16 protein-coding genes are annotated in these 21,242 nt (G+C 64.5%); 5 read left to right on the top strand and 11 right to left on the bottom strand.

Annotated features, from left to right (window positions below; all coding sequences use genetic code 11):
* Positions 1-73: 73 nt before the first annotated feature.
* Both PCJ49_RS12280 and PCJ49_RS12275 read right to left on the bottom strand, forming a co-directional pair.
* A complete protein-coding gene (locus PCJ49_RS12280) occupies positions 74-1,147 on the bottom strand; it encodes a Glu/Leu/Phe/Val dehydrogenase (RefSeq protein WP_269911153.1) in 1,074 nt (357 codons plus the stop codon).
* A 175-nt stretch (positions 1,148-1,322) separates the two neighbouring features.
* Entirely contained in the window at positions 1,323-2,291 is a 969-nt protein-coding gene (locus tag PCJ49_RS12275) for a peptidoglycan-binding domain-containing protein (RefSeq protein ID WP_269911182.1), read from the bottom strand.
* Positions 2,292-2,455: 164 nt separating this feature from the next.
* On the opposite strand from PCJ49_RS12275, the gene PCJ49_RS12270 reads away from it, so the two are divergent.
* Positions 2,456-3,877 carry a response regulator gene (locus PCJ49_RS12270; RefSeq protein ID WP_269911152.1) on the top strand — a complete coding sequence of 474 codons (1,422 nt, stop codon included), beginning with the start codon at positions 2,456-2,458 and terminating at the stop codon, positions 3,875-3,877.
* Positions 3,878-3,889: 12 nt separating this feature from the next.
* Here PCJ49_RS12270 and PCJ49_RS12265 read toward each other — a convergent pair whose 3' ends face one another.
* The gene (locus PCJ49_RS12265) at positions 3,890-4,612 is read right to left on the bottom strand and encodes a response regulator transcription factor (protein WP_269911151.1); all 723 of its coding nucleotides are present in this window, start codon (positions 4,610-4,612) and stop codon (positions 3,890-3,892) included.
* A 218-nt stretch (positions 4,613-4,830) separates the two neighbouring features.
* Positions 4,831-7,944 (bottom strand): bifunctional proline dehydrogenase/L-glutamate gamma-semialdehyde dehydrogenase PutA, encoded by a 3,114-nt coding sequence (gene putA / locus PCJ49_RS12260; protein WP_269911150.1) that lies wholly within the window; start codon positions 7,942-7,944, stop codon positions 4,831-4,833.
* Positions 7,945-8,075: 131 nt separating this feature from the next.
* On the opposite strand from putA, the gene PCJ49_RS12255 reads away from it, so the two are divergent.
* Positions 8,076-8,561: an Lrp/AsnC ligand binding domain-containing protein gene (locus PCJ49_RS12255; protein WP_269911149.1), complete on the top strand. Its 486-nt coding sequence runs from the start codon at positions 8,076-8,078 to the stop codon at positions 8,559-8,561.
* A 3-nt stretch (positions 8,562-8,564) separates the two neighbouring features.
* Here the strand turns inward: PCJ49_RS12255 and PCJ49_RS12250 are convergent, their stop codons facing one another.
* Complete coding sequence (locus tag PCJ49_RS12250; RefSeq protein ID WP_089287505.1) at positions 8,565-9,092, bottom strand: hypothetical protein; 528 nt, start codon at positions 9,090-9,092, stop codon at positions 8,565-8,567.
* 153 nt (positions 9,093-9,245) lie between these two features.
* Between PCJ49_RS12250 and PCJ49_RS12245 the strand changes: the two genes are divergently transcribed.
* Positions 9,246-9,641: a dihydroneopterin aldolase gene (locus tag PCJ49_RS12245; RefSeq protein ID WP_269911148.1), complete on the top strand. Its 396-nt coding sequence runs from the start codon at positions 9,246-9,248 to the stop codon at positions 9,639-9,641.
* A gap of 205 nt (positions 9,642-9,846) precedes the next feature.
* Positions 9,847-10,293, top strand: coding sequence for a hypothetical protein (locus PCJ49_RS12240; RefSeq protein WP_269911147.1), 447 nt, complete (start codon positions 9,847-9,849; stop codon positions 10,291-10,293).
* 50 nt (positions 10,294-10,343) lie between these two features.
* Here the strand turns inward: PCJ49_RS12240 and PCJ49_RS12235 are convergent, their stop codons facing one another.
* Positions 10,344-11,576 (bottom strand): threonine ammonia-lyase, encoded by a 1,233-nt coding sequence (locus PCJ49_RS12235; RefSeq protein WP_269911146.1) that lies wholly within the window; start codon positions 11,574-11,576, stop codon positions 10,344-10,346.
* A gap of 186 nt (positions 11,577-11,762) precedes the next feature.
* Here PCJ49_RS12235 and PCJ49_RS12230 point away from each other — a divergent pair, with 186 nt between their 5' ends.
* On the top strand, positions 11,763-15,368 hold the full coding sequence (locus tag PCJ49_RS12230; protein ID WP_269911145.1) for a hydantoinase B/oxoprolinase family protein: 3,606 nt from the start codon (positions 11,763-11,765) through the stop codon (positions 15,366-15,368).
* A gap of 171 nt (positions 15,369-15,539) precedes the next feature.
* Here the strand turns inward: PCJ49_RS12230 and PCJ49_RS12225 are convergent, their stop codons facing one another.
* The 5 genes from PCJ49_RS12225 to PCJ49_RS12205 are packed head-to-tail and all read right to left on the bottom strand — an operon-like array spanning position 15,540 to position 21,229.
* The gene (locus PCJ49_RS12225; RefSeq protein ID WP_089287509.1) at positions 15,540-16,364 is read right to left on the bottom strand and encodes a protein-glutamate O-methyltransferase; all 825 of its coding nucleotides are present in this window, start codon (positions 16,362-16,364) and stop codon (positions 15,540-15,542) included.
* The gene (locus tag PCJ49_RS12220; RefSeq protein WP_244559460.1) at positions 16,361-17,572 is read right to left on the bottom strand and encodes a chemotaxis response regulator protein-glutamate methylesterase; all 1,212 of its coding nucleotides are present in this window, start codon (positions 17,570-17,572) and stop codon (positions 16,361-16,363) included. The genes PCJ49_RS12225 and PCJ49_RS12220 overlap by 4 nt, the downstream gene beginning before the upstream one ends.
* 20 nt (positions 17,573-17,592) lie before the next feature.
* Positions 17,593-17,958 carry a response regulator gene (locus PCJ49_RS12215; RefSeq protein WP_089287511.1) on the bottom strand — a complete coding sequence of 122 codons (366 nt, stop codon included), beginning with the start codon at positions 17,956-17,958 and terminating at the stop codon, positions 17,593-17,595.
* Between the two features lie 29 nt (positions 17,959-17,987).
* Positions 17,988-18,485 (bottom strand): chemotaxis protein CheW, encoded by a 498-nt coding sequence (locus PCJ49_RS12210; RefSeq protein WP_089287512.1) that lies wholly within the window; start codon positions 18,483-18,485, stop codon positions 17,988-17,990.
* Positions 18,482-21,229 carry a chemotaxis protein CheW gene (locus PCJ49_RS12205; protein ID WP_269911144.1) on the bottom strand — a complete coding sequence of 916 codons (2,748 nt, stop codon included), beginning with the start codon at positions 21,227-21,229 and terminating at the stop codon, positions 18,482-18,484. Before PCJ49_RS12205 ends, PCJ49_RS12210 begins: the two co-directional genes overlap by 4 nt.
* Between the last annotated feature and the right edge of the window lie 13 nt (positions 21,230-21,242).

Below are 21,242 nucleotides of genomic sequence, written 5' to 3'. Positions count from 1 at the left end.
GGCCCCGCACCCCTTTTTTCTTTAGTTTCAATCTCCCTTGACCGTAACCGATCAAAGGAGATTTCACGTCCCCTCAGGCGGCAACGCGCTTGGCGTCCTTGCCCTGCTTGGCAGCCGTCAGGATTTCCCGCGCCATCTCATCCGCCACATCGCTGGTGGGGCGGTTGTCGCGGTCGGCGCGGCGGAAAATTTCCGTCAGGGTGACGGGAATGCGCTCCACCTGCCGCAGCACGTCATCCTTGTCATAGGATTGCGTCACCTCGGCCGAGACATTGATGATGCCGCCACCATTGATGACATAGTCCGGCGCATAGAGGATGCCGGCCTGGCGCAGCGCCTCGCCGATTTCCGCCGTGGCCAGCTGGTTATTGGCCCCGCCGGCCACCACCTTGGCCTTCAGCTCACCCAGGCTGACCGGGTTCAGCACCGCGCCCAGCGCACACGGGGCATAGACATCAACCTCGGCCGCATGGATACGGTCGGCGGCCACGGCCGTGGCGCCGAACTGGTCCACCGCGCGCTGCACCGCATCGGCATGGATGTCGGCCACGGTCAGCACCGCACCTTCTTCGGCCAGCCGGCGCAGCAGGTTGGAACCGACATTGCCCAGCCCCTGCACGGCCACGCGCACGCCCTTCAGGCTGTCGCTGCCCAGCTTGTGCCGCACGGCGGCCTTGATGCCCAGATAGACGCCATAGGCGGTGAAGGGCGAGGGATCGCCGCTGGCATCATGGCCGCTGGACAGGCCGGCCACATGGCGGGTGGTCTGGCCCATCTGCATCACGTCAGCCACGCTGATGCCCACATCTTCGGCCGCGATATAGCGGCCGCCCAGGCTTTCCACCACCCGGCCGAAGGCGCGGAACAGCGCTTCGGATTTGTCCTTGCGGCTGTCACCGATGATGACGGATTTGCCGCCGCCCAGCGGCAGGCCGGCCATGGCATTCTTGTAGCTCATGCCGCGCGACAGGCGCAGCACATCCTTCACCGCGTCGGCTTCGCTGGCATAGGGCCACATGCGGCAGCCGCCGCAGGCCGGCCCCAGCGCCGTGGAATGCACGGCGATGATCGCCGACAGGCCGCTGTCGGCATCGCGGCCGAACAGCACCAGTTCATGATGATCAAAGTCGGGGAAATCAAACAGCATTGTCGGAATCTCCAGCCCGCAAAGCCCTGTCAGTGCCGGTCTTTCACGACCGGTCGGCAAGGCCAAGTCTAGGCCCGGGAGAGGTCCGGGGTCGATTTCGTTGTTGGGGGGCTGAATGCACGTTTCGACCGCCCAACCGCCGGTTCGGGTAATTCCATGTCCCGCACGGGCGGGATCAGCCCAGACGACGCGGGTCGCGGGCGGGCGCGGTGAAGGCCGGCTCCCGCCGCGCCGTCGGCCCGCTGGGCGCGCCGAATGTCGGTTCGCGCCGCACACCTGCCGGACCGGCACTGGCGGCGGGGCGGGGCGGCGGCGGGGCCGCCGGGCGGGCAGCGGCGGGGCGGCGGGCAGCCGGGCGACGCCGGCGACCGCTCCACCAGAGATTGGCGACAATCCCCAGCACGAAGACGCCAATGCCTCCCATCAGCCCGTAGCGCGCCCAATCCGGCACGGTCATGTTGGTGGGATCGAAGCCGGCCGGGTCCGCCGCCCCGCCATCCAGCCCCTCCGCCTGCACATCGCTGCGCGGGGCGGCCTCCGGCGTGCTGGTCTCTGCCCCGGCTGACCGGTTGGTGGGGGCGGGGGCCGGTGTGGACGCATGACCCAGAATGGAGGGTCCGCCCCCCTGCCCCCGTTCCACCGCAGCGGCGGGCGGGGCAGCGGCGGGGGGCGCCCCGGTGGCGCGGCTGGCCCCCAGCAGCGTGCTTTCCGATCCCTGACCGCGATCCACACCGGGGGCGGCGGGGGCGGCCTGGGGCTTCACCTCGCTCTCCTTCAGCATGGGGCTGGAGGAACGGGCGCGGCTGTTGGGATCGGCCAGATTGCCCACGCCCTTGCGTTCCGGCTGGTCACGCATCAACTGGTCGATGGTTTCCGGATCCAGCCGGCCCGTCGCCTTCAGCCCATGTTTGCGCTGATAGGCGGAAATGGCCGCAGCGGTGGCGCTGTCCATCTTGCCGCTGGCCCGGCCCTGATACAGGCCCTGCTGATCCAGTATCTGCTGGGCCCATTGAATGGTCGCACTGTTGGGTTGCTTGTCCTGTGCCAGCGCCGCAGGGGCGGCCAGGGTCAGGCTGGACAGCACCAGCAGAACAGCGCCACCACGGGCAGCGCGCGGAAAGAACGGGGGACGGGGGACCGACATCGACACTTGGCGGATATCCTGCGAAAGGCCGCTGCCGCAATGCGGCATGACGCCTGACCATGGCACTTCTGGCCAGCGATATCAAGAACCGGCGGGTGATCGCGGCAGACGATGGACCCATGACCGGTAAAGCCTGTAGGATCAAGGGTGATTGAGACAATTCGATGGCCGTTTTGCCGACCCTGTCCCCTGCCCCCGTCAAAATACCGCACGTGATCGCCTGGACTGGTTTGGTCTGGCTGGCCATGATGCTGCTCGCCGATTTGTTGCTGTTGGGCCCCACCGCCGGCATCCTGTTATGCCGGCTGCCCGTGTTGGTCTGCCTGCTGGGCTGGCTTACCGGCCGGCCGGCCGGATGGCCCATGGCTGGCTTGACAGCGCTGGCCGCCTTGGCCGGACAATCCATTGCCGTCGCCCTTTGGGCCGGAGTGGCTGCACCGGGGGTGATGCTGGCGGCTGGTGCGCTGGCGCTTGGCTTGCCGGCCGGCCTGCTGGGCCGGACCTTCCGATCCGACGATGTATTTTCCACCGACAGCGGCCCGGATGCCGACAGCGTTGCCGACATTCGGGCCGCAGAATCGGTGCCGAAGCCTGTATTGCGCATCGCCGGGGACAGCATCCAGGCCCACCTGGCCGTGCTGGGCGACGGGCTGGATCGGCTGGCCTATGGGGCAGACGGCGCCCGCATCCGACCGCTTTGCGCCGAGGTGAAGCAAATCCGCATCGCGGTGGAACAGACGCTGGGCGCCCCGCCGCAGCAGCCCGCCCGTCCGCTGCGCGCGCCGCCCGATGTCAATGCCGCGGCATCGCCCGCGCCCCCCGCGACCGCGCCGATACGGCGACCGCTGTCCATCCTGCTGGTGGATGATGATGTGGTCGGCCGCACCCTGACCCGGCTGCTGCTGGAAAAGGATGGGCATGAGGTGGAGGAGACCGACGACGCCAAGATGGCGCTGGAAATGGCCCTGATGGAAGGGCCGGAACTGGCGTTGGTCAGTGCCCGCATCGGCCGCCACCGCGGTCTGGCACTCGCCTGGTGCATCCAGCGCGGCAAGGGGCCGCCGGTCATTCTGCTGCGCGGGCCGGCGGATCGGGCGATGGAGGCAGATATTCAGCGGGCCGGGCTGCGCGGTGTGCTGGATAAGCCGGTAACCCCGGCCGGCCTGGAAGCCGTTCTGGATGCCGTTCTGGATGCCTTTCTGGCCAGCAACGGTCCAGCGGAGACCACGTCAGCAGGCGGAGGGGAGGAGTTGAACCAGGAACTGCTGGCCGATCATCTGCGCCTACTGGGGCCGGAACGGCTGGGCCAGATCATTGACAGTTTCCTGTCCAACGCGCCGGAGACGCTGGAGAATGCCGCCAAAGCAGCACGGGAAGGCGATGTGCATAATCTGGGCAGGGCCGCGCATAAGCTGGCCAGCGGCGCCCTGACTGTGGGGGCTGCCACGCTGGCCGCCCTGGCCAAGGGCATTGATACCGCCGCCAAGCGGAACGAGGGAGAGGCCGCCCTGAGCCAGGCAAGGCAACTTCCCACCCAATGGCTGGAAGCGAAGGCCGCCCTGACCCGGTTCCGTCAGGGGCTGTAGGCCCCTGACCCTTCAAATCTGATCGGTAACCTCGACCGACAGCCGGTAGCCCAGCCCTTTTTCCGTCAGGATCAGGTCCATGGAGCCGCTATCCTGCATCTTGCGGCGCAGGCGGCTGACCAGCACGTCGATGGTACGGTCATTGGGGTTGCGGTCAGTACCGCTGACCGCATCGATCAGCTGGTCGCGCGTCACCACGCGACCGCCGGAACGCACCAGCAGGCCCAGCAGCTCAAACTCCCCGCGCGTCACCCGCACCTCCAGGCCCGCCGGGTCCAGCAGGCGGCGGCGGGCCAGATCCATGGTCCAGCCGCCGAAATAGCGCACCGTCCCTTCGGCCTTATACATCTTGCTGGGATGGGTGCGGCGCAGCAGGTTGCGGGCACGGGCCAGCAATTCACGCGGGTTGGGCGGCTTGGTCACATAATCATCGCCCCCCGTCTCCAGCCCGAAGACGCGGTCGCCATCATTGGCGCGCTGGGTGACGATGATGATGCCGACATTGGAAATCTCCCGGATCGACTTGGCGAGCGTGAACCCGTCCTCGTCCGGCAGTTCAATATCCAGCAGAACCAGATCGGGCGGCTGGCGCAGCATCGCTTCGCGCGTCTGCTTGCCATTCTCTGCTTCCGCCACCATGAAGCCGGCCTCGTGGAAATAGCCGGCAAGCAACGCACGGGTGGCCGGCTCATCTTCCACAATCAGAACCAGGGGCGCGTCGGCGATCTCAGCCATACCGGAACCATCTCCATGCCAGATCGGCGTCAGTCACGCTGTCATGCAAGACAGACATCGTGCGACGCCATGTTAACGGCTATACCGCGTTTCCGCATGGAAATGAAGTCAGTGCAATAGATAAAATATTGTTTAATTTTGGTTAATATAAGGAACTATAAGGAAAATCTGCTGTCAAAGCGGCGGCGCGGCGGCCATCGCCGCGCCGCCAGCACCGGTCACGCCCCCAGTTCCAGCAGGGAAGCGTTTCCACCAAAGGCTGTGGTGTTGACGGTCAGGGTTTTTTCCGTAACGAAACGGTGCAGATAATGCGGCCCCCCTGCCTTCGGCCCCGTGCCTGACAGGCCCTGCCCACCAAAGGGCTGCACACCAACCACCGCCCCCACCATGTTGCGGTTGATATAGGTGTTGCCAACCGGCAACGACCGGAACAGGGCCTGCGCCCGACCTTCCAGTCGGCTATGCACGCCAAAGGTGAGTCCGTAACCCGTGGCGGCGATCTCTGCCGCCACCTTGTCCAGATCAGCCGCCTTGAAGCGGACGATATGCAGGATGGGGCCGAAGACTTCCCGCTTCAGCATCGACAGCGAAGAAATTTCATAGAGACGGGGGCCAAAGAAGCTACCCGTTGCCGGGGCGTCAATCGCCTTGATCAGCCGGGCTTCCTTGTCCATGCGCTGGGCATGGGCGGCCAGCATGGCCTTGGCTTCCGCATCAATCACCGGGCCGACATCGGTGGCCAGATCCATCGGGTCGCCCAGGCGGATCAGCTCCATGGCACCGGCCAGCATATGGGCCAGCTTGTCGGCAATATCATCCTGGGCAAACAGCACCCGCATGGCCGAACAACGCTGACCGGCCGACTGGAAGGCGGAGGTGACGCAATCATCCACCACCTGTTCCAGAAGTGCGGTCGAATCGACGATCATGCAGTTCTGGCCGCCGGTTTCGGCGATCAGCGGCACAATGGCGCCGTCACGGTTGGCCAGGCTGCGGTTGATGGCGCGGCCGGTTTCGGTGGAGCCGGTGAAACAGACCCCGGCCACACGGGCGTCTGCCACCAGGGCCGCCCCCACCACCGCGCCATCACCGGGCAGCAGATGCAGCACATCGCCCGGCACGCCGGCCTGCAACAGCAGCCGCACAGCCTCTGCCGCCACCAATGGCGTCTGTTCGGCAGGCTTGGCCACCACGGCATTGCCGGTCACCAGGGCTGCCACCACCTGACCGATGAAAATGGCCAGGGGGAAGTTCCAGGGGCTGATGCAGGCAAACACACCGCGCCCGGCCAGATGCAGCTCGTTGCGCTCCCCCGTCGGGCCGGGCAGCTGCACGGGCTTCAGCCCGCTGCGCGCCTGGGCGGCATAATAGCGGCAGAAATCGACAGCCTCCCGCAGCTCGGCCACCGCGTCGGGCAGGGTCTTGCCGGCTTCGCGCACCAAGAGCGCCATCAGGGCCGCGTGGTTGGCCTCCATCAAGGCAGCGGCTCGGTCCAGAATGGCAGCGCGATGGTCAGCGCCGGCGCGATCCCAGCCCGGCTGGGCCGCCACGGCCAGCGACAGCGCCCGATCAACCCCGGCCTGATCGGCCAGTGCAACCTTGCCCACCACGAAGGTGCCATTGGCGGGGTCGATCACATCCTGCACCGGGCCCGCCAGTTCCACGCCGCCAATGATGGGGCCGGCAGTCCAGACGCGGGTCAGCGCCTTTTCCATCTCCGCCTGCAATGCCGCCACCCGGTCGGGGGCGGTCAGATCGATGCCCATGGAATTGGCGCGTTCAGCCCCATAGATATCGGCGGGCAGCGGGATACGCGGGTGACGCAGCATACCATCATTCTCCAGGAACGCGGCCGGATCGGCCACCACATCGGACACCGGCACGTCGGGGTCCATATAGGCGTTGACGAAATTGCTGTTGGCGCCGTTTTCCAGCAAACGGCGCACCAGATAGGGCAGCAAATCTTCATGGGTGCCGACGGGCGCATAGATGCGCACGCGCGGCATGTTCGGCAGCACCTCGCGCGCCGCCGAGTACAGCAGCTCGCCCATGCCATGCAGGCGCTGGAATTCCAGGTCACGGTTATCGCCGGCCAGATGCAGGATGGCGGCGATCGTATAGGCATTATGGGTGGCGAATTGCGGGAAGATGGCGTCCTTGGCCGCCAGCATCTTGCGCGCACAGACCAGGTAAGACAGGTCCGTCGCCGCCTTGCGGGTGAAGACCGGGTAATCGGCATGGCTGGCGATCTGGGACATTTTGATCTCGCTGTCCCAATAAGCGCCCTTGACCAGCCGCACCATGAAGCGACGGCCGGCATCGCGGGCCAGCGCCACCAACCAGTCAACCGTAAGGGTGGTACGCTTCTGGTACGCCTGGATGGCCAGCCCCAGCCCTTCCCAATCCTTCAGATCGGCATCATAGGCCAGCGCCGCCAGCACCTCCTGGCTGAGATCAAGCCGGTCGGCCTCCTCCGCATCGATGGTCAGGTTGATGTCCCAGCGTTTGGCCTGCAGCGCCAGCCCCTTTACTGCCGGCACCAGCCGGGCCAGCACGTCGGCCTGTTGGGCATAGACATAGCGCGGATGCAGGGCCGACAGTTTGATGGACACGCCAGGGGCCGCCATCGGGCCCCGGCCCGCCGCTTCCTCCCCCACCGCATCAATGGCCTTCTGATAGGCTTCCAGGTAACGTTCGGCCTGTTCCCAGGTGCGCGCGCCCTCGCCCAGCATGTCATAGGAATGCACGGTGCCGGCGGGTTTGGCCTTGCGCGCCTCCGCCATGGCTTCCTTGATGGTGCGGCCCAGCACGAAATGGCCGCCCATCACCCGCATGGCCTGGCCCATGGCGGCGCGGATGACGCTTTCGCCCGAGCGGGCCACCATGCGCTTCAGGAAATTGCCAGCATCGCGTTCCCCGCCGCGTTCCAGATCGCTGATCTTGCCCGTCAGCATCAGGCCCCAGGCGGCGGCATTGACAAAGGCGCTGTCGCTGCGGCCCAGATGGGCATCCCACTGGCCCTGCGCGATCTTCTCTGCGATCAGCCGGTCCGCCGTCTCCGGATCGGCGATGCGCAGCAGGCATTCGGCAATGCACATCAGGGCGATGCCCTCATTATTGGACAGGCCGAATTCCTGCAGGAAGCTGTCCAGCGGCCCCAGTTCCTTGCGGCGCAGGCGGGCCGCGTTCACCACAGCACTGGCGCCGGCATGGATGCTGCCGCGTTCCGCAGCACTCAACCCCAGCCCGCGCAGCAGGCCCTTCACGGCCTCCACCTCATCGGCATGTTTGGTCTGGCGCATGGTGGTGCGGATGGCGTCGAGCGTCGTCATCTGGATGGTTCCGGCGGTTAAGTATCAGGGGATATGCCGGATTATCGCAGAGAAGCCGGGCGATTTTTCTCCAAACTTAGGCGTTTGGCCGGATATTATCCGGTGAAAGAAGCCTTTCACCGGATTTCATCATGCGCGCCAGCGACAGCCTTGACCGGATCGACCTGAACATCCTGCGCATCCTGCAGCAGGATGGCCGTATTGCGAATGTGGAGCTGGCGCGGCGCGTCAACCTCTCCCCCACGCCCTGCCTGGAACGGGTGCGGCGGCTGGAGCGGGACGGCTATATCCGCCAATATGTGGCGCTGCTGGACCCGGAGAAGCTGGAGCGCGGGCTGGCCGCCTTCATTGAGGTGCGGCTGGACCGCACCACCCCCGACGTGTTCCAGATTTTCGCCGATGCCGTGGGCCGGATGGATGAAATCCAGGAAGCCCATATGGTGGCCGGCGGTTTCGATTACCTGATCAAGGTACGGGTGGCCGATATGGCAGCCTATCGCGCCTTTCTGGGCGACAAGCTCTCCTCCATCCAGGGGGTCGCCCAGACCCATACTTACATGGTGATGGAAGAGGTGAAGAATACCCATATGGTGCCGGTGCCCAAGGCCGGCGGGTAAGGATTACTCAAACGTCTGCAAGGGCGGCGGTGCCGTTTTCAGCAGACCATCAAGCAGCAGCAGGATGGCCTCCATCTGCTCCCGCACCTTGTCCAGTTCCATGGATGTCTTGTCATCCAAGGCTGCTTCCATCAGCAGATTATCGAAATCATTCAGCAGGCTCTGCAGGCTCTCCCGCTCCTCCTGCAACAGATCATAGGCGCCCAGCGCGTGGATCAGCAGGTCCGGCGGGTTCTGGAAAAAAGAGAGCGAGAGCCGGGTGAAGGTGGCAATGCCACGCAGCCGCATCCGCGCCAGCCAGCCGGTCAAATCCGTCGGCACACCCCGATTCGGCGCTTCGGCCGCCTTCTCGGTGATGGTGAAGATCATCGCCTGGATTTCCAGATAGCGCGCCCGCGCCTTCTTAAAGGCGGGGAAGGTCGGCAGCTTGGTGCCTTCCTGCTTTTCAAACAGGCTGACCGCGCCGGCCAGCGATTGCGACAGGTGCCGCAAGACCGTTGCCCGCTGGGCCGCTTCCTGTTCGTAGCGCATGAATGTCCCCGTATGTGCGCCTTGATCATGGCGTAACGGGTGCCTGCCGCGCAAGGGTGGGCGCCCCACCTTTCGCACAGGCAAGCCGGCGGTCAAACGCTCAAGGCAGGCGCGCTTGGCCGCCGGCTTGTGCCGGATCGGGGGGAATGATACATGCCGCCCATGATGATGCAGCCATCGCCCCTTGGCCTGGAAAACACCACCCCGCCGGCCCCCCGCCCGCGGGGTTCCGCACGCGTGGTTGATCTGGTGATCGACGCCCTGATCGGCATTTATGATCACGAGCTGACCCGGCCCCAGCGCCTGCGCATCAACCTGGACCTGACCCCGCTGCCGGACAGCCTGCCACTGGACCCGGCCCAGATCGTCACCCAGGTGACCGAGCATATCCAGGCCCGCCACACCAACCTGCTGGAAAGCCTGGCTGAACGGCTGGCCGCCCTGCTGCTGTCCGACCAAAGGGTCGCCAGCGTAATGGTACGGCTGGAAAAGCTGGACGCCTTTCAGGAATGCGAGGCGGTGGGGGTGGAAATTCTGCGGCGGCGGTGAAACTGCTCCGAACCACGTCCGCGATTCGTCAGCAGAATATCCCCCCTGAATACGTCCGCAGTCACTTACACTTATAGGCGCAAAAAAATACACCCCCCCACAATTTTGAATTTGTTCCCCTTTTTGACAACCTACCCCTTTTGGCGGTAGGTCGGCTCACTTTCGGCCTATACAGCGCTGAATAAAGTCCAAAACGGAGAAAAAATTGAAGCTGGGTCATTTGGCATTGGCAGGTCTCCTGATAACGCTTCCTGCCTGCTCAAGCATTGTTGAGGGGACGTCACAGGAAATTGCCGTAAATACAAACCCAGCAGGCGCTAATTGCGAACTGGTACGCGAGGGTCAAGTCATTGGGCGCATCAGCCCGACGCCGGGGGCCCTGACCATTAAAAAAACCAAACATGATATCACGCTGAACTGCAGCAAGGATGGGTTTGAGGTCGCCACCTATCTCAACAAGTCTGAAGTTGCAGGTGCTACTGTTGGCAATATTCTTCTTGGCGGCGGTATCGGCTGGGCGATCGACAGCGCCAGCGGCGCCGACAACAAGTATACCTCTCCCGTCAACGTCACGCTGATACCGAAGCAGCAGCAGGCGCAGACCCCGGCAGGGACGGGAAGCGGTTCCGCCGCAGGGCAGCCCAGCTCGTAAAAATTGACAGGGAGGCCGGGGTGCAACGGGGCACCCCGGCTCATCGTTTCTTACTCCACCCCACCCGCGAGCACCTTCACCTCGAACCCGCCCTTCTCCCGCAGCGCCGCCACCACACGCTCGGCGTGGCGCTTGGAGCGGCATTCGATGGTCAGGTCGATATCGGTGGCCTTGACTGAGGTGGTGGTGAACAGGCGCTGGTGCAGCGCCTCGATGATATTGCCACCGGCATCCCCCACCAGACCGGCAATCCGGGCCAGCGTGCCGGGCCGGTCGGGGATCATCACCCGCACAGCGATCAGGCGGCTTTCACGCACGGCGTGGCGCATGATCACCTGGGCCAGTACGCGGCTGTCAATATTGCCGCCACACAGCACCAGACCGACCTTGCGGTCCTTGAACTTCTCCGGCTGGGCCAGCACAGCCGCCAAGCCGGCGGCCCCCGCCCCTTCCGCCACCGTCTTTTCAATATTCAGGAACAGGGCGACGGCATTCTCCACGTCCGCATCGCTGACCAGGATCAGGTCATCCAGCAGGGCGCGGCAGATTTCCAGCGTGTGGCGACCGACATTCTTCACCGCAATACCTTCGGCGATGGTATCGCCGCCCACCTGGATCGGCTGGCCCTTCAGCGCCTGATCCATGGCCGGATAGGCCTCCACCTCCACCCCGACAATGCGGATGGAGGGTTTCAGCGCCTTGGCCGCCACGGCGATGCCACCGATCAGCCCGCCGCCGCCGATGGGCACCACCAGCGTATCCAGCTCCGGCGCTGCGGCCAGCATTTCCAGGGCGATGGTGCCCTGGCCGGCAATCACCGCCGGATCATCATAGGGATGGACGAAGACCAAGCCTTCTTCCGCCGCCAGCCGTTCCGCCTCTGCCGCTGCTTCGGCCAGCACGGCACCCTTCAGCACCACGCGCGCGCCATGTTCCTCCGTCCGCTCCACCTTGCTGAAGGGTGTGCCCTCCGGCATCACGATGGTGGCGGGAATGCCCAGCCGGCCAGCATGATAGGCCACCCCCTGGGCATGGTTGCCGGCCGACATGGCGACCACGCCGCGCGCCCGTTCCTCCGCATTCAACTGGCGCAGCTTGTTCAGCGCCCCGCGCTCCTTGAAGCTGGCGGTGAATTGCAGATTCTCGAACTTCACCCAGATATTGGCCCCGGTCAGTTGCGACAGGGTCCGGGACGGCACACAGGGTGTGTCCACCAGATGCCCATGCAGCGCCTTGGCGGCATCGACAACATCATCATGGGTGATGGCAAGCGCGGCGGTCATTGATGCTGAACCCCTGATTTCTGATTTATGGCTGCCTATAGTGCGGATGGGATGCCGGGTGTAAAGCCGCAATGCCGCCAGCCCCCGCGCATGACAGCCCGGCAGCACGATCAGCTATGGACGGCGGGCCACCGCACGCGCCACACTCCCGTCCTCATTCTGGGCACCGGCTGAAAGGATCAGGGCATGGGTTCACGTTGGCAGTTCTGGATCGACCGTGGCGGCACCTTTACCGACATTGTCGCCCGCCGGCCGGATGGCACCTTGCTGACCCACAAGCTATTGTCGGAAAATCCCGAGCGCTACAAGGATGCTGCCGTGCAGGGCATCCGGGAGCTGCTGGGCGTGGCAGCAGGGGAGCCGGTGCCGGCAGACGCGGTGGAAGCCGTGCGCATGGGCACCACGGTCGCCACCAATGCGCTGTTGGAACGCAAGGGGGAACCGGTGCTGCTGGTCACCACCGCCGGGTTGGGCGACCAGTTGCGCATCGGCTATCAGGCCCGCCCGAAGATTTTCGCCCGGCATATCCAGTTGCCGGAACAGCTTTATACGCGCGTGCTGGAGCTGCCGGAACGGGTGGCGGCCGACGGCACCATCCTGCTGAAGCTGGATGAGGACGCCACCCGCGCCGGGTTGCAGGCCGCCTTTGATGCGGGTTTGCGCGCCTGCGCCATCCTGTTCATCCATGGCTATCGCCATACCGCGCATGAAGCCCGGGTGGCGGAGATCGCGCGGGAGATCGGCTTCAGCCAAATCTCCGCCAGCCATCAGGTCAGCCCGCTGATGAAGATGGTGGGGCGCGGCGACACGACGGTGGCGGACGCCTATCTCTCCCCCATCCTGCGCCGCTATGTGGCGCAGGTGGCCGATGCGCTGCCGGGCATCCCGCTTTATTTCATGCAATCCAATGGTGGGCTGACAGAGGCCCAGCGCTTCCAGGGGCGCGATGCCATCCTGTCCGGCCCGGCCGGCGGCATTGTTGGTGCTGTACGCACGGCAGCGGCCGAAGGGTTCGGCCAGATCATCGGCTTTGATATGGGCGGCACCAGCACCGACGTATCGCACTATGCCGGGCAGTATGAACGCTCGCTGGAAACCGTGGTGGCCGGGGTACGGCTGCGGGTGCCGATGCTGCGCATCCATACGGTGGCGGCGGGGGGCGGGTCGATCTGCCGGTTTGATGGGGCGCGGCTGCGGGTGGGGCCGGAATCCGCCGGCTCCAACCCCGGCCCCGCCTGTTACCGGCGCGGCGGGCCGCTGACGGTGACGGATTGCAACGTCATGGTCGGCAAGCTGCATCCGGATTTCTTCCCCCCCGTCTTCGGGCCGGAGGGAAATGAGAAGCTGGACGCCGCCATCGTGCGGGAGAAATTTGCCGAACTGGCAGCAGAAGTATCAGCCACCACGGGCACGGCGATGACGCCGGAGGCGCTGGCCGAAGGTTTCTTACGGATCGCCGTGGAGAATATGGCCAATGCCATCAAGCATATCTCCGTCCAGCGGGGCTATGATGTCACCCGCTACGCGCTGAACTGTTTTGGCGGGGCTGGCGGGCAACATGCCTGTCTGGTGGCCGATGCCTTGGGCATGAAAACCGTTTATCTACACCCGTTCGCCGGCGTGCTGTCGGCCTATGGCATGGGGCTGGCCGATCTGGGGGCTTTGCGCGACCGGGCGGTGGAAAATGTGCTGGACGAGAGCAGCTTCCCCAGCCTGATCCAGACCATCGGGGAACTGGGGGGCGACGCCGCAGCGGAATTGCAGGCCCAGGGGGTGGCGCCCGCCCGCATCGGCCTGCACCCCACCGCACGGGTGAAGGTGGCCGGCACCGATGCCGCCTTGGAGATCACCTTCGGGGAGGTGCCGGCCATGCGCGCCGCCTTTGCCGAGGCCCACCGCCAGCGCTTCGGCTTTGACGTGCCCGACCGCGCCCTGGTGGTGGAAAGCCTGTCGGTGGAGGCGGTGGCCGCCAGCGGGGAACATGTGGATATCGGCACCGGCCCTGCCGATGCCCCCACGCCCCTGACCCCACCACCGGCCCTGGCCGAGGTGCCGCTGTGGCTGGGTGGGGAAACCCGCGCTGTGCCGGTGCATGACCGGGGCAGCCTGCCCCCCGGCACCCAGGTGCCTGGCCCCGCCATCCTGCGCGAACCGACCGGCACCACCATCGTGGAACCCGGCTGGCGGGCGGAGGTGACGGCACGCGGCGGGCTGGTACTGCGCCGGGTGGTGCCGCTGCCGGCGCGGGTTGCCATCGGCACTGATGCCGATCCGGTGATGCTGGAAGTGTTCAACAATCTGTTCATGTCCATCGCCGAACAGATGGGGCTGGCGCTGGAGAACACGGCCCATTCGGTGAATATCAAGGAACGGCTGGATTTCTCCTGCACCCTGTTCGATGCCAGCGGCAACCTGATCGCCAATGCGCCGCACATCCCGGTGCATCTGGGCTCCATGGGGGACAGTGTGCGGGCAGTGATTGAAACGCGCCGCGACAGTTTGCGCCCCGGCGATGCGGTGATGCTGAACAACCCCTATCGCGGTGGCACCCATCTGCCCGATGTCACGGTGGTGACACCGGTCTTTGATGAAGGCGGGCGGCATATCCTGTTCTGGGTGGCGTCGCGCGGGCATCAGGCGGATATTGGCGGCATCACCCCCGGTTCCATGCCGCCCGACAGCCAGACCATCGACCAGGAAGGCATCCTGATCGATGATTTCCTGCTGGTGGAAGGGGGACGCCTGCGCGAACAGGCGGTGGTGGAGCTGCTGTCCAGCGGCCCCTACCCCGCCCGCAATATCAGCCAGAATCTGGGCGACCTGCGCGCCCAGGTGGCCGCCAATGCCCGCGGCCGGGATGAGTTGATGAAGATGGTCAGCCTGTTCGGGCTGGAGACCGTGGCCGCCTATATGGGCCATGTGCAGCGCAATGCCGAAGAACAGGTCCGCCGCGTCATCAAGGTGCTGAAGGACGGTCAGTTCAAGGTGACGATGGATAATGGCGCGGCCATCACTGTTGCCATCAGCATCAACCATGAGCGGCGCACGGCGAAGATCGACTTCACCGGCACCAGCCCGCAGCAGCCGAATAATTTCAACGCCCCCTCGGCCATTGTGCGGGCAGCGGTGCTCTATGTTTTCCGCACCCTGGTGGATGACGAGATTCCGCTGAATGATGGCTGCCTGGCCCCGCTGGAGATCATCATTCCCGAAGGATCGATGCTGAACCCGCACGCCCCCGCCGCCGTGGTGGCCGGCAATGTGGAGGTCAGCCAGGCCGTGACCAATGCGCTTTACGGCGCGCTGGGGGTGCTGGCGGCAGCGCAAGGCACGATGAACAACTTCACCTTCGGTAACGACACCCACCAATATTACGAGACGATCTGCGGCGGGGCCGGCGCCGGGCCGGGGTTCGACGGCACCGATGCCGTCCATACCCACATGACCAATTCCCGCCTGACCGATCCGGAAGTGCTGGAATGGCGCTTCCCCGTGCGGCTGGAAAGTTTCCGCATCCGCCAGGGCTCTGGCGGCCAGGGGCGGTACAAGGGCGGTGAAGGGGTGGAACGGCGCATCCGCTTCCAGGAGGCGATGACCGCCGCCATCCTGTCCAACAACCGCGTCAACCGGCCTTTCGGGCTGGCGGGCGGCGGCGATGCCTTGCCGGGGGCGGCGCGGGTGGAACGCGCCGATGGGCGGGTGGAGGAGTTGCCCGCCACCGCGAAGGCGGCGATGCAACCGGGTGACGCTTTTGTCATCGTCACGCCGGGTGGTGGCGCTTATGGCGGGTGAGGCCTAGGGCCGAATCGGAAGGGTCCGATTCGATCCGCGACTCTGATTTCAGGTAAGGATAGGGGGTGAAATCACCCCCTATCCAAGGATTCGTTTCGACCCAGAAACAAGGAAAGCCGGCCCTTTCGGGCCGGCTGTCGGGAAAGGATGGCTGATCCTATCCTTACTTGGTCACTTGGATACAGGTGGGGCCAGCGTGTAAAGCCCCCGCTGACCATCCATCGGCTTAAACTTCTCCGTGATGCCCAGCACCGTCTCCGCCCCGCCCAGATACAGCACGCCATCGGCGGGCATCTGCTTGGCGATGGCTTCCAGCACCTTGCCCTTGGTCGGCTGATCGAAATAGATCAGCACGTTGCGGCAGAACACGACATCGAACTGCCCCAGCGGGGAAAGATCGCCCAGCAGGTTATATTCCCGGTACTGGACCTTGTTGCGGATCTCGTCGCTGATCTGCCACTTGTCCCCCGTCTGCTTGAAATACTTCACCAGCAGGGTTATCGGCAGGCCGCGCTGCACCTCGAACTGGGTGTAAAGGCCGGCACGGGCCTTCGCCACCATCTCGCCCGACAGGTCGGTGCCGATGATCTCAATCTTCCAGCCGGCCAGCTTGGCGCCTTCCTCGTTCAGCAGCATGGCCAGCGAGTAGGCCTCCTGCCCCGAGGAACAGGCCGCCGACCAGATACGGATCGTCTTCTTCGCCTGCCGGTTGGCCAGCAGCATCGGCAGCACGACCGCCTTGAACTGGTCGAACGGCTTCTGATCGCGGTAGAAGGAGGATTCGTTGGTGGTCATGGCCTCCGTAATGTCGCGCAGCATCGCTTCATCGCGCTTGCTGCGGACCGCTGCGGCCAGTTCCTCCAACCCCTTCAGGTTCCATTTGCGGGAAACCGGCATCAGCCGGCTTTCCAACAGATAGGCCTTGTCCGAGGTCAAGACCAATCCCGACCGCTGCCGAAGCAGGGTGCAGAACATATCGAAGTCTTCGACCTTCATGCTGCCTGCCTCAATGCGATCTTCCGAATAAAGGGTCCGATTTCTTTCAAGGGCAATACCGCACTGCAGAGACCGGCGGTCGCCACAGCACCCGGCATACCCCAGACGACGCTGGATGCCTCGTCCTGGCCGATGACAGCGCCACCAGCCTGCACCACATTTTCCGACCCGCGCTGACCATCATGGCCCATACCGGTCAGGATTGTCACCAAGACCCGCTTGCCATAGGAACGGATGATGCTGCGCAGCATCGGGTCCACGGCGGGGCGGCAGAAATTCTCCGGCGGGTCCTTGGTCAGGGTCAGGCAATTGACCCCGTTCTTCTGGACCACCAGCATATGGAAATCACCCGGCGCCACATAGGCACGGCCGCCAACAATGGGTTCCCCCTCCTTGGCTTCCGTGCAGGGGATCCCGCATTGGCGGGTGATATGCTCGGCCAGGATGGTGGTGAAGGTGGCTGGCATATGCTGGGTGATCAGGATCGGCTGCTTCAGATCCTTCAGATGACTCAACACCTCAAACAAGGCCTGCGGCCCGCCGGTGGAACTGCCGATTGCCAGCACATCCGGCCGGAAGTCCGGCATCGGGCGCAGCGAGATCGGCGCCGGTTCCGGCTTGGGCCGCACAATTGGCGCCAGCGTATAGCTGGTGGTCGGGGCCACGCTGGGGGTCGGACCAATCGGACGCGGCGCCACACCGGGTGCACCCGGTGTCGGGGCAGGACCAGCCTTGCGCGGGTCCGCCCGGCGCGCGGCCATGCCCAGCGCCTTGACCTTTTCGGTCAGCTCGCGCTTGAAGTCCGCCGCACTGGTCAGTTCCCGGGTCGAGGATGGTTTGGGGATGTAATCCGCCGCCCCGGCCTTCAGCGCCCGTAAGCTGATATCCGCGTTCTTGGCCGTCAGGGTCGATGCCATGACGATCTTGACGTTGGGATCAATCGCCAGCAGATGCGGCAGGGCCGACAGCCCGTCCAGCACCGGCATTTCGATGTCCAGGACGATCACGTCAAACGTCTGGCGTTGCAGCGTATTGATCGCCATCTGCCCATTGGCAACGGAGGCGACAACCTTCACCTCCGGATCGCCTTCCAGCGAACGGGTCAGCAGGCCGCGGATGACAGCACTGTCATCCACCACCATGACTCTGTAGGGTTCTGTTCCGGCCGGGGCCGTTGCGGCCCCGGTTTTTCCGGGAAGCTCATTCATTGTTTGCAATCCCGGAAGGCTCAGAGGAGCCCGACCTGCTGGAACTTGGTTTGGATGATGTCGCTGTCGAAGGGCTTCATGATGTACTCATTCGCCCCGGCCGACAGCGCTTCCTGGATGTGCGCCAGGTCGTTTTCCGTGGTGCAGAAAACGACCTTGGGCGCCTGTCCCCCGGTCATCTTGCGCAGCCGGCGCAGGAACTCGATACCGGTCATCACCGGCATGTTCCAGTCCAACAGGATGGCTTCGGGCATGGCCTTGGCACAATGATCCATAGCCTGCTTGCCATCTTCTGCCTCGGAGCAGGTGAAGCCAAGCTCTTCCAGGATCTTGCGCGCCACCTTGCGGACCACGCGGCTGTCATCAACGACCAGACAGGACTTCATCAATCGACCTCGCCAAGGGAGCGCGTTGGTTACGCCGCTTCGATATTAGCAAAATTCAGCAGCTTGGAGACATCGAGAACGACCAGCAACGTCTCTTTCAGACGATAAATGCCGGTGGAGATCTCACGCCAGCGCTGATCCATGGTGGCCGGGTGGCGTTCGAAATCATGGCTGGTCAGGCTCAACACCTCACCGACATGATCGACCATCAGGGAGTAAAGCTCCCCCTTATGGTCCACCACGATGCTCATCACCGGCTTGCCGTCCGCCGGGCGGGGCGGCAGGCCCAGCCGCAGACGGACATCAATGGCGGTGACGATACGGCCGCGCAGGTTCAGGCTGCCCGCCACTTCCGGCGGGGCCAGCGGGATGCGGGTGATCTTTTGCGGACCCAGCACATCCTGCACCTGCAAGACGGGGATGCCGAACAGCTGACCGGCAATGGTCGCCGTCACGAAATCCTCGTTCTTAATGGTGGCGACTTCCTGGGAGCCGGCCTTCTTGACGACGGGGAGACGCGCGCTCATGCGGCACCTTTTTCGGAGATGGTCTGCTGCAGGGTGAAGAGCAGGGCTTCACGATCGAACTTGGCGACATAGTCGTTGAAACCGGCCTCACGGCCGCGATCCAGGTCGCGCGGGGTGGAATGGCTGGACAGGGCCACCAGCGGGATGGAGGACCAGCGGGTGCCGTTGCGCACCGCCTGGGCGAAGTCCAGACCGCTCATGCCGGGCATTTCGATGTCGGAGACGATGACATCGAAATCTTCACCCGAGTCGCACAATGCCAGTGCCTCATCGGCACTTTCCACTGCCGTGACGTCATAACCGGAGACGGTCAGCAGCGGGGTCAGCAGGTTGCGGAAGAACGGGCTGTCATCCACCAGCAGCACGCGGTGCTGCCGCAGATCCTCAAACCCTTCATGGGCATTGCCGAACCAGTCCTTGAAGGCGCGGGTGAGGTAGAAGCCGGCATCGATGACATCCGTGGCCTTGCCAGCGATGATGGCCGAGCCCAGGAAGCCGGGACGTTCCGTGCCCAGTTCAACCGCCAGCTTGTCCTCGACGATATCGACAATCTCGTCCACCACCAGACCCATGGACCGTTCGCCATCGGCGAACACCACCACCGGCTGGCGCTTGTCGCGCACGATCTTCCAGGTCGGATCGATGGGCACCAACGGCATCAACTTGCCGCGATACTGCACCACCGGTTCCCCGTTGGAGAGTTCGACATGGTTGAGATCGACATCTTCCAGGCGGGCAACCAGCGACAGCGGCACGGCCTTCGGCCCGCCTTCCCCGGCGCTGAACAGCAGCAGGGCCATCTTGTCGTCCTCCCGGCGGGTGGCCTTGGCGGCTTCCTGGGTGGCAACCTGGGTATCCTGCAGGGTGGCCATGTTGCCCGACGCCGTGGCGATGCCGTTCGGATCCAGGATCATGATCACCGAGCCATCGCCCAGGATCGTGTTGCCCGAGAACAGCTCGATATGGCGCAGGATCGGGGCCACCGGCTTGACCACGATTTCTTCGGTATCGAAGACGCGATCAACGATGATGCCGAAGGTGTAATTGCCCACCTGGCTGACGACGATGAAGGTTTCGCGCTTATCGTCATCCTCCGCCGTGCCCAGCTTCAGCAGGCGCTGCAGGCTGACCAGCGGCAGCAGACGGTTGCGCAGACGCAGCACCGGCGCGCCATTGATGCGCTCGATCTTGTGCTCGCTGTCATCGGCGGCGCGCACCAGCTCCACCACGCTGATCTGCGGCACGGCGAACCGTTCGGACGCGCATTCCACGATCAGGGCGGAAACGATGGCCAGCGTCAGCGGGATCTTGATGGTGAAGGTCGTGCCGCGACCTTCGATCGACCGCATCTCGATCGTGCCGCCGATCTTCTCGATATTGGTCTTCACCACATCCATGCCGACGCCGCGGCCGGAAACGGACGTGACCTTGGCGGCGGTGGAGAAGCCCGGCTTGAAGATGAACTGCTGGATCTGCTGATCCGACATCTGGGCCAGTTCAGCCTCGGTCGCCAGACCATTCTGGACGATCTTGGCCTTGATCTTGGCCAGCGCCAGACCCTTACCGTCGTCGCTGATCTCGATAATGATGTGACCGCCTTCATGGAAGGCGTTCAGGGTGATGCGGCCGGTTTCCGGCTTGCCAGCGGCAATACGTTCGGCCGGGATTTCCAGCCCATGGTCGCCGGAATTGCGCACCATGTGGGTCAGCGGATCCTTGATCAGCTCCAACACCTGACGGTCCAGTTCCGTCTCGGCGCCCAGCATCTGCAGATCGATCTTCTTGTGAAGTTCGTGGCTGAGATCGCGCACCAGACGCGGCAGCTTGGCCCAGGCATTGCCGATGGGCTGCATCCGCGTCTTCATGACGCCTTCCTGCAGCTCCGACGTCACATGGTTCAGGCGCTGCAGCGGGGCGGCGAATTCGCTGTCCTTCTGCGAACGCAGGATCTGCAACAGCTGGTTACGGGTCAGCACCAGCTCGGAAACCATGGTCATCAGGTTTTCCAGCAGATCGACATGCACACGAATCGTCTGCTGGGCCAGCGCGCTTTCCTTGGCACCCTCGCCACGCACATCTTCGTTATTGGAAGCGGCTTCGGCGCGGGGCGGCGGCGGGGCGGCGGGGGCGGGTTCGGCCGGCGGGGCCGGCTCCGCCACCGGGGCGACATCGCGGCTGGCGGCGGGCTTGGTCGCCACGGGCACCGACGGCGGCGGGGGCGGCGGCTCTTCCTTCTTCGGCTCCGGCTGGGCAACCGGCGCCAGCGTATGGGTCAGGGCGGCCGGCACCGGCTCGAACAGCTGGTCGGGATCGTTGGTCGCCACCACCGGAGCGGGTGCAGCGGCCGCACCGGCGCGTGGCAGCTCCTTGCCTTCGGCCATGGCGTTCAGCCGGTCGATCAGATCCTGATCATTGCCCGGCGGTTCCGCCTCGGTCTGTTCCAGAACCGACAGGATACCCTTGATCGTGTCCAGCGATTCGAGGATCAGCGACACGGCATAGGGCGAGACATGCAGTTCACCATCGCGGAACTTGCCCAGCACATTCTCGGCCGCGTGCGCCACCGATTCCAGGCGGGGCAGCCCCAGGAAACCGCAGGTTCCCTTGATGGTATGAACCAGACGGAAAATATTACTCAGCAACCCCGGATCATTGGGGTTCTGTTCCAACTTGACCAGTTCCACGTCGAGAACGGCGAGATTTTCGTTCGTCTCGGTGAGGAATTCACTCAGCAGATCATCCATGGTCCACGCCCCG

Origin of the sequence: Niveispirillum sp. BGYR6 (assembly GCF_027568365.1) — a bacterium.
In the GTDB taxonomy this organism is placed as follows: Bacteria; Pseudomonadota; Alphaproteobacteria; order Azospirillales; family Azospirillaceae; genus Niveispirillum.
This window is presented reverse-complemented; position numbering and strand designations above follow the sequence as displayed.